The sequence below is a fragment of the Streptococcus sanguinis genome (genome assembly GCF_003943655.1).
GTDB lineage: Bacteria > Bacillota > Bacilli > Lactobacillales > Streptococcaceae > Streptococcus > Streptococcus sanguinis_F.
In genome coordinates, this window is record NZ_RJMM01000044.1 from 1 (window position 1) to 6200 (window position 6200).

General features: G+C 45.1%; 1 protein-coding gene. It reads left to right on the plus strand.

The annotated features are described in order from the left end of the window. Positions 1-21 precede the first annotated feature (21 nt). Positions 22-5922 (plus strand): CshA/CshB family fibrillar adhesin-related protein, encoded by a 5901-nt coding sequence (locus tag D8886_RS11370; RefSeq protein ID WP_125435754.1) that lies wholly within the window; start codon positions 22-24, stop codon positions 5920-5922. Positions 5923-6200: the final 278 nt, after the last annotated feature.

Here is a 6200-nt window from a genome sequence, read left to right on the forward strand (position 1 = left end):
ATGATTATTTAGGAGATTATTATGGGAAAAGATTTGTTTAATCCACACCTGCGTAAGTTTTCGATTCGAAAACTAAACGTCGGTGTTTGTTCTGTGCTCTTATCGACCTTGCTTCTTTTGGGAGCAGCTGCGCAGGTTAGCGCTGATGAGACTGTTTCTTCTGGGACTCAAAACGAGGTTTCTGAAATAGGTATAGCTGATTCCTCAGTAAATACTGCAGAGCCGCTAAATTCACCAGCTGAGGAAAGTAATCCTGCCACTATTTCAGCTCAGGCAGAAGATGCATCTGCTGTAACGACTACAAGGCCTGATTCAGATGGCAAGTCAACAAGTGAGCAGCCGGCTACAGAAACTACCTCTGCACCAGCTGTTGTTCCTGCAGAAGTTAAGTCTGAGGAAAACAGCCAATCAGTTCCTGCTCAACCGGCAGGAACTACAGAGACTCCTCAGCCTAGTCGCTCTCGTCGGGTAAGACGGGATGCAGCACCTACTGGTCTGCGAGATGGTGATCCTAACAACACCATTGAGAAGCCTACTTTGGCTGATTCTGAAAAAAAGAACCCGACAGACTTGATGAAGCAGATCAACTGGCTGGATCTCGGTGATAGAAGCGCCATCAGTAACTTAGATACGGATGATTCCTTTAAAGTTGGGACTGTCTATGAGAAAGAAATTTCTCCAGGCTATCGTATCAAACTGACAGTGACGGAATTAAAACCCTTCCACTCAACAGAGATTTATCGTGACCGCGTCAAGGGTACTGCGTATGAAAACAGCTATGATCCGAATGCGAAAAACACTTGGTTCAGATATGTAAACGAAGACTATAAAAAGCAAGAAGCCGAAGGAGATTCGGCTAGACCAAAAATTATAGGTTCGGAACAGAATCAATGGACAGCCGTCCGAGACCAAGGGATTAATACCAATGGTCGAAAGACTCAATTACTAGTCCCTAAAAATGGTGCTAGTTATGGAATAAAATTCAAGGTAGAAGCGACTTACCTTGGGAAACCTGTAAAAGCAACCGTTATCATGTCTGATGGAGAAGAAGCCAACCCAGGGGAGTATGCTATCTTCACGACCAATGGCCAAGGATGGGAACACTTGGCAGAATGGAAACGTGTTCGGCCAGATGGGTCTGTAATTACCGAAACTTATGACCCAATGAACCCTAACAGATATGGTCAATATATAGGAGATAATGCGACTATACCTGTAATCGACTGGACTGCTTTTACTAATCCAGATCAAAAAACAGGAGGCTTAGGCTCCCAGGTCTTTGGTCCTAATACTTCTAAAGATCACACAGTTCCGATTGTGATGACACGTGGCGCTTCAGAAGTTGGGATTTATATTGCTTCTTCTGGTCAGCAAGCTGCTATGATTGGTTTTATGGTAGTTGACGAGGGGGATGCACCAGCTTCTTATGGAAATGCTGTTCATGCTATTTCTGGTTATGATGCCAATACAGGTGCAAGAACTCCTCAGCCATTCTTGGGTCGAGTTGAAGCTGATATTGATACTACTTCGGGTAATGACTGGAGACATGATGACGATACTGATCACGCAGACGAAGGGGTTGATCAGCTCTTGCCTTCAGATTTGACTGGTAAGACAAATAACCTCTTCCGAGTTAATCGTCTTCAAAATGGTGACTACTCAGTTCGCCTGCAAGCCTCTGCCAATGGCAATAGCAAGGCCTATGTCCGTGCTTGGATTGATTTCAATCAAAATGGCGTTTTTGATGAAAATGAGGCCAGCGAATTTACTGAAGTAACAACGGCTGGTGACTATACTGTTAATTTTAAGAATAATCCAGCGATGACCAATCCTGCAGTTAGCAAGCTGGGAATGCGGGTCCGCATCGCCCTGAATAAGGGAGATATTGAAAAACCTACGGGAACAGCCTTTAGTGGTGAAGTAGAGGATTTAGAAGTCATCTTGACCTATCCGCCAAAGGGAGAAAAGAAGGAAAGTACGGGAATAATCGGCCAGCGACAGACCGCGACTCTTCAGTTTACACCTCAAGGTATTGATCAAAATGATGAAAGCAAGAAAGCGGCTATTGATACAACTGTAGCACCTGTCGTTTTGGATAATGCTGGCCATACATTAACAGCAGATGGAGACGGTTGGTACAGTACTGCTGAGGGACGATATAAAGTAACAGCCAAGGGTGCAAATGTGGATGTGATATTTGAACCTAGCACTGGCTTTATCGGTACTACTCAAGGAATTAATATCCGCCGTGTCGATACTAATAGTGCAAGTACAGATTGGATTGCGAAGAATAATGGAGAACCTGTTATCAATGATAAGTTGAATAATATGGATGCTCGCTATATTCCGACTGTTTTGAATTTCACGGAACATCGTTCGACGGATGCACAAGGTTTGCCTCAAGTGCAGAATATTGTCTTTAATGATGGCAATCCTGCTAAGACACCTGTTCAACCATCTGCAACGAATCCTGTCTTTTTCTTGGATGCTGATGGCAATCGTATTGTTGGAACAAGCGCTAAGGCAACCTCGCAAGGCCAAGAAGTGGGAACTTTTGAGTTAGATCCAGCTACTGGTCGTGTGACTTTCACTCCGAATAAGTCATTTGTGGGGACAGTTGACCCTGTTAACCTACAATTGCATGATACCGATGGAACAGAGCACCGTGCAACCTATCAACCAACAGTAACGCGTCTTGTTCCAACAGCACAAGGAGCAAGCTCTGAGGGTATTCAAGGTGCTGAACAATCGGGTAATTTGATCTTTACGCCAGGTGATAATCGTGTGCCAATTAATGAGGCAGTTGCTCCAACTTTTGATAACGGTCAAACAACTAAGGTTGTTCCGAATGTTGGAACTTATATGGTTGATAACGCAGGTCGCGTAACCTTCCAACCGGTTCCTAGCTACACTGGCCGTCCAAGTGCAGAATCTGTTAAACGTGTTGATATGAACGGGACAGAAGTAACCGCTGCTTATCAAGCTGAAGTTAAGGCCGCAACCCCAACTGGTCAAGATACACAGACTACTGGTCTTCAAGGGAAACTTCAAACGAGTCACCTAAACTTTACTCCAGGTCAAGCAAGTATTAATGGACAGACTGCTACTGTGCCTTTAGCGCCAGAGGGACCACAATTTGTAGTTAATGGGCAAATTCAACAAGCTAATAGTCTGTCTGTTCATGATGCAAGTGGCAAGCTACAAGGAACTTACACTATTCAAGCTAATGGAGATATTAGTTTCCAACCTGCACCTGATTTTCATGGGACGCCAACTCCTGCGCATCTTCGTGTAAGGGACAAGAACGGATCTACAGCAGAAGCAGTTTACCAACCTACAGTGATTCAAGTAATCCCAACTAGCACCGATGCGACTAGCACTGGTCTTCAAGGTCTACCACAATCAGGTACACCTACTTTCACTCCTGGGGACTCTGCTGTTCCAATTGATATGGATTCTCCAATGACATTTGAAGATGGTCAGCCTAAGAAGACTGTTCAGGGAGTGGGGGTATACACTATTAACTCAGATGGTTCTATCACTTTTACACCTGAGAAACAGTATGTTGGCACACCAACGCCTGTCACAGTAAAACGTGTTGATAAGAATGGAACTGAAGTAACCGCAACTTACACGCCAACTGTGACTAAAGTAACGCCAACCAGCACTAACGCAACTAGCACTGGCCCTCAAGGTGTTCCACAAACTGGTACCCCAATCTTTGCAGGCGGTGACCCACTAGTTCCGATTGATGACACAGTCGAGCCTACCTTCGCAGACGGCAACAAGGAAAAAATGATTCCAGGTCAAGGCACTTACACGATTGCCCCAGATGGTAAAGTGACCTTCACACCAGACAAGCAGTTTGTAGGGAAGCCAGATCCAGTTACTGTGAAACGTGTTGATAAGAACGGCACTCCAGTCACTGCTACCTACAGTCCAGAGTTTACTAAGGTAACTCCAACCGGCACCACAGCAACCAGCACAGGTCCTCAGGGTGTGCCTCAAACTGGTAGCCCAAGCTTCCAAGGTGGCGATCCCCTGGTTCCAATTGATGACACAGTCGAGCCGACCTTCGCAGATGGAAGTAAAGAGAAGACCATTCCAGGTCAAGGAGCATATACCATCACTCCGGATGGCGCAGTGACTTTCACGCCAGACAAGCAATTTGTAGGTAAGCCAGATTCAGTAATTGTGAAACGTGTTGACAAGAACGGCACACCAGTGACAGCGACCTACAGTCCAGAGTTTACTAAGGTAACTCCAACGGGCACTAATGCGACTAGCACAGGTCCTCAAGGTCTTCCTCAAACGGGTACCCCAACCTTCACAGGTGGTAATCCACTTGTTCCAATTGATGAAACAGTAGAGCCTACCTTTGAAGATGGAAGTAAAGAGAAGAACATTCCAGGCCAAGGAACTTACACTATCTCTCCAGATGGGGCAGTGACTTTCACTCCTGAGAAGCAATTCGTAGGCAAGCCAGATTCAGTTACTGTGAAACGTGTTGATAAGAACGGTACACCAGTGACTGCCACTTACAGTCCAGAGTTCACGAAAGTGATTCCTACAGGTTCCAATGCGACTAGCACAGGTCCTCAGGGTGTTCCACAAACCGGCACCCCAACCTTTGCGGGTGGCGATCCATTGGTTCCAATCGATGAAACCGTTGAGCCAAGCTTCGAAGATGGAAGCAAGAAGAAGACTATTCCAGGTCAAGGAACATATACCATCACTCCAGATGGGGCAGTGACTTTCACTCCAGACAAGCAATTTGTGGGTAAACCAGATCCAATCACTGTGAAGCGAGTAGATAAGAACGGTACACCAGTGATAGCGACATACAGTCCAGAGTATACTAAGGTAANTCCNACTGGTAAAGATNCNACATCTACNAATATCAAGGGTCATGTTCAAACNNGNANACCTGTCTTCGAAGCAGGTGATCCATTGGTGCCAATTGATGAGACGATTNCACCAANCTTNGAAGANGGAAGCAAGGAAAAGACNNTTCCNGGTNAGGGAACNTANACTATCNCACCAGANGGNACAGTCACNTTCACTCCANAAGCTGATTTCCTTGGTCAGGGAAGCGGTGTGACTCTTGTNCGTCGTGATAAGAANGGNACNTCAGTGACGGCTCGCTATGTTCCGACNGTGGTTGCACCATCAACCAGTCAGGACAGTGTGTCCAGCGGTCGCAAAGGCCAAGCTCAAACCGGCACGCCAGCCTTTGAAGGGGCGATTGACCAGGCAGTAGCACCGACCTTTGCGGATGGCAGCACCGAAAAGGTTGTCCCAGTAGAAGGAACTTATCGTTTCAATATGCTAGGGGAAGTGACCTTCGTACCGGAAGCAGACTTTGTCGGAACTGCTCGCGGAGTTGTCGTGAAGCGTTCAGATATTTATGGCAATGCCGTTACAGCTACCTATACCCCAACTGTTTTGGGAAGTACTGATACAGAAGATACCAGCAGCACGGGTTCTAAAGGTCAGCCTCAGACTGGTAAACCTATCTTTGAAGGAGATGTGGATCCAACTGTTCCGCCAACTTTCGAGGATGGCAGCACCGAAAAGGTTGTTCCAGGTCAAGGTACCTACACGATTGCGCCAGATGGCACTGTGACCTTTGTACCGGAAACGGGCTTTGTTGGTCAAGCTGATGGTGTAACAGTGATTCGCAAAGACCGCAATGGTCAGACGATTTCAGCAGTCTATGTTCCGACTGTGACAGAAGCTCCTGTTCAGCCAGAGCGGACGATTACACCTGCACCACCGTCTCTTTCTAAGAGCGAGAGTGCAAAAGCTCTTCCTAAGACAGGTACAGAAGAAACCTCATACTTGGCTGCAAGCTTACTTGCGGGAGTATCAGGTTTGGGACTGCTGGGCTTAGAGAAGCGGAAGAAAAAGTCTGAAGGCTAAAATTTAAGAATTTGGGTTTCTTAGATACTAAAATAAAAGGGAAAAGATTCGTTAGTGAATCTTTTTTCTTTATATCCAAAGAGAAAAACTCTTAAAAACTTCATAATAATAGCATTTCTAAAATATTAAATATCAAAGTAGAATTTGAAATATTCCCAGATTTATTTAATTTATAAGGATTTTTCTATGGTTTATTTTTTCTTTTGTTTAAAAAATAGACTACAAAGTATTTTATGTCCATTTTTCAAAAAAATTTATATAATTATAGTTATATATAT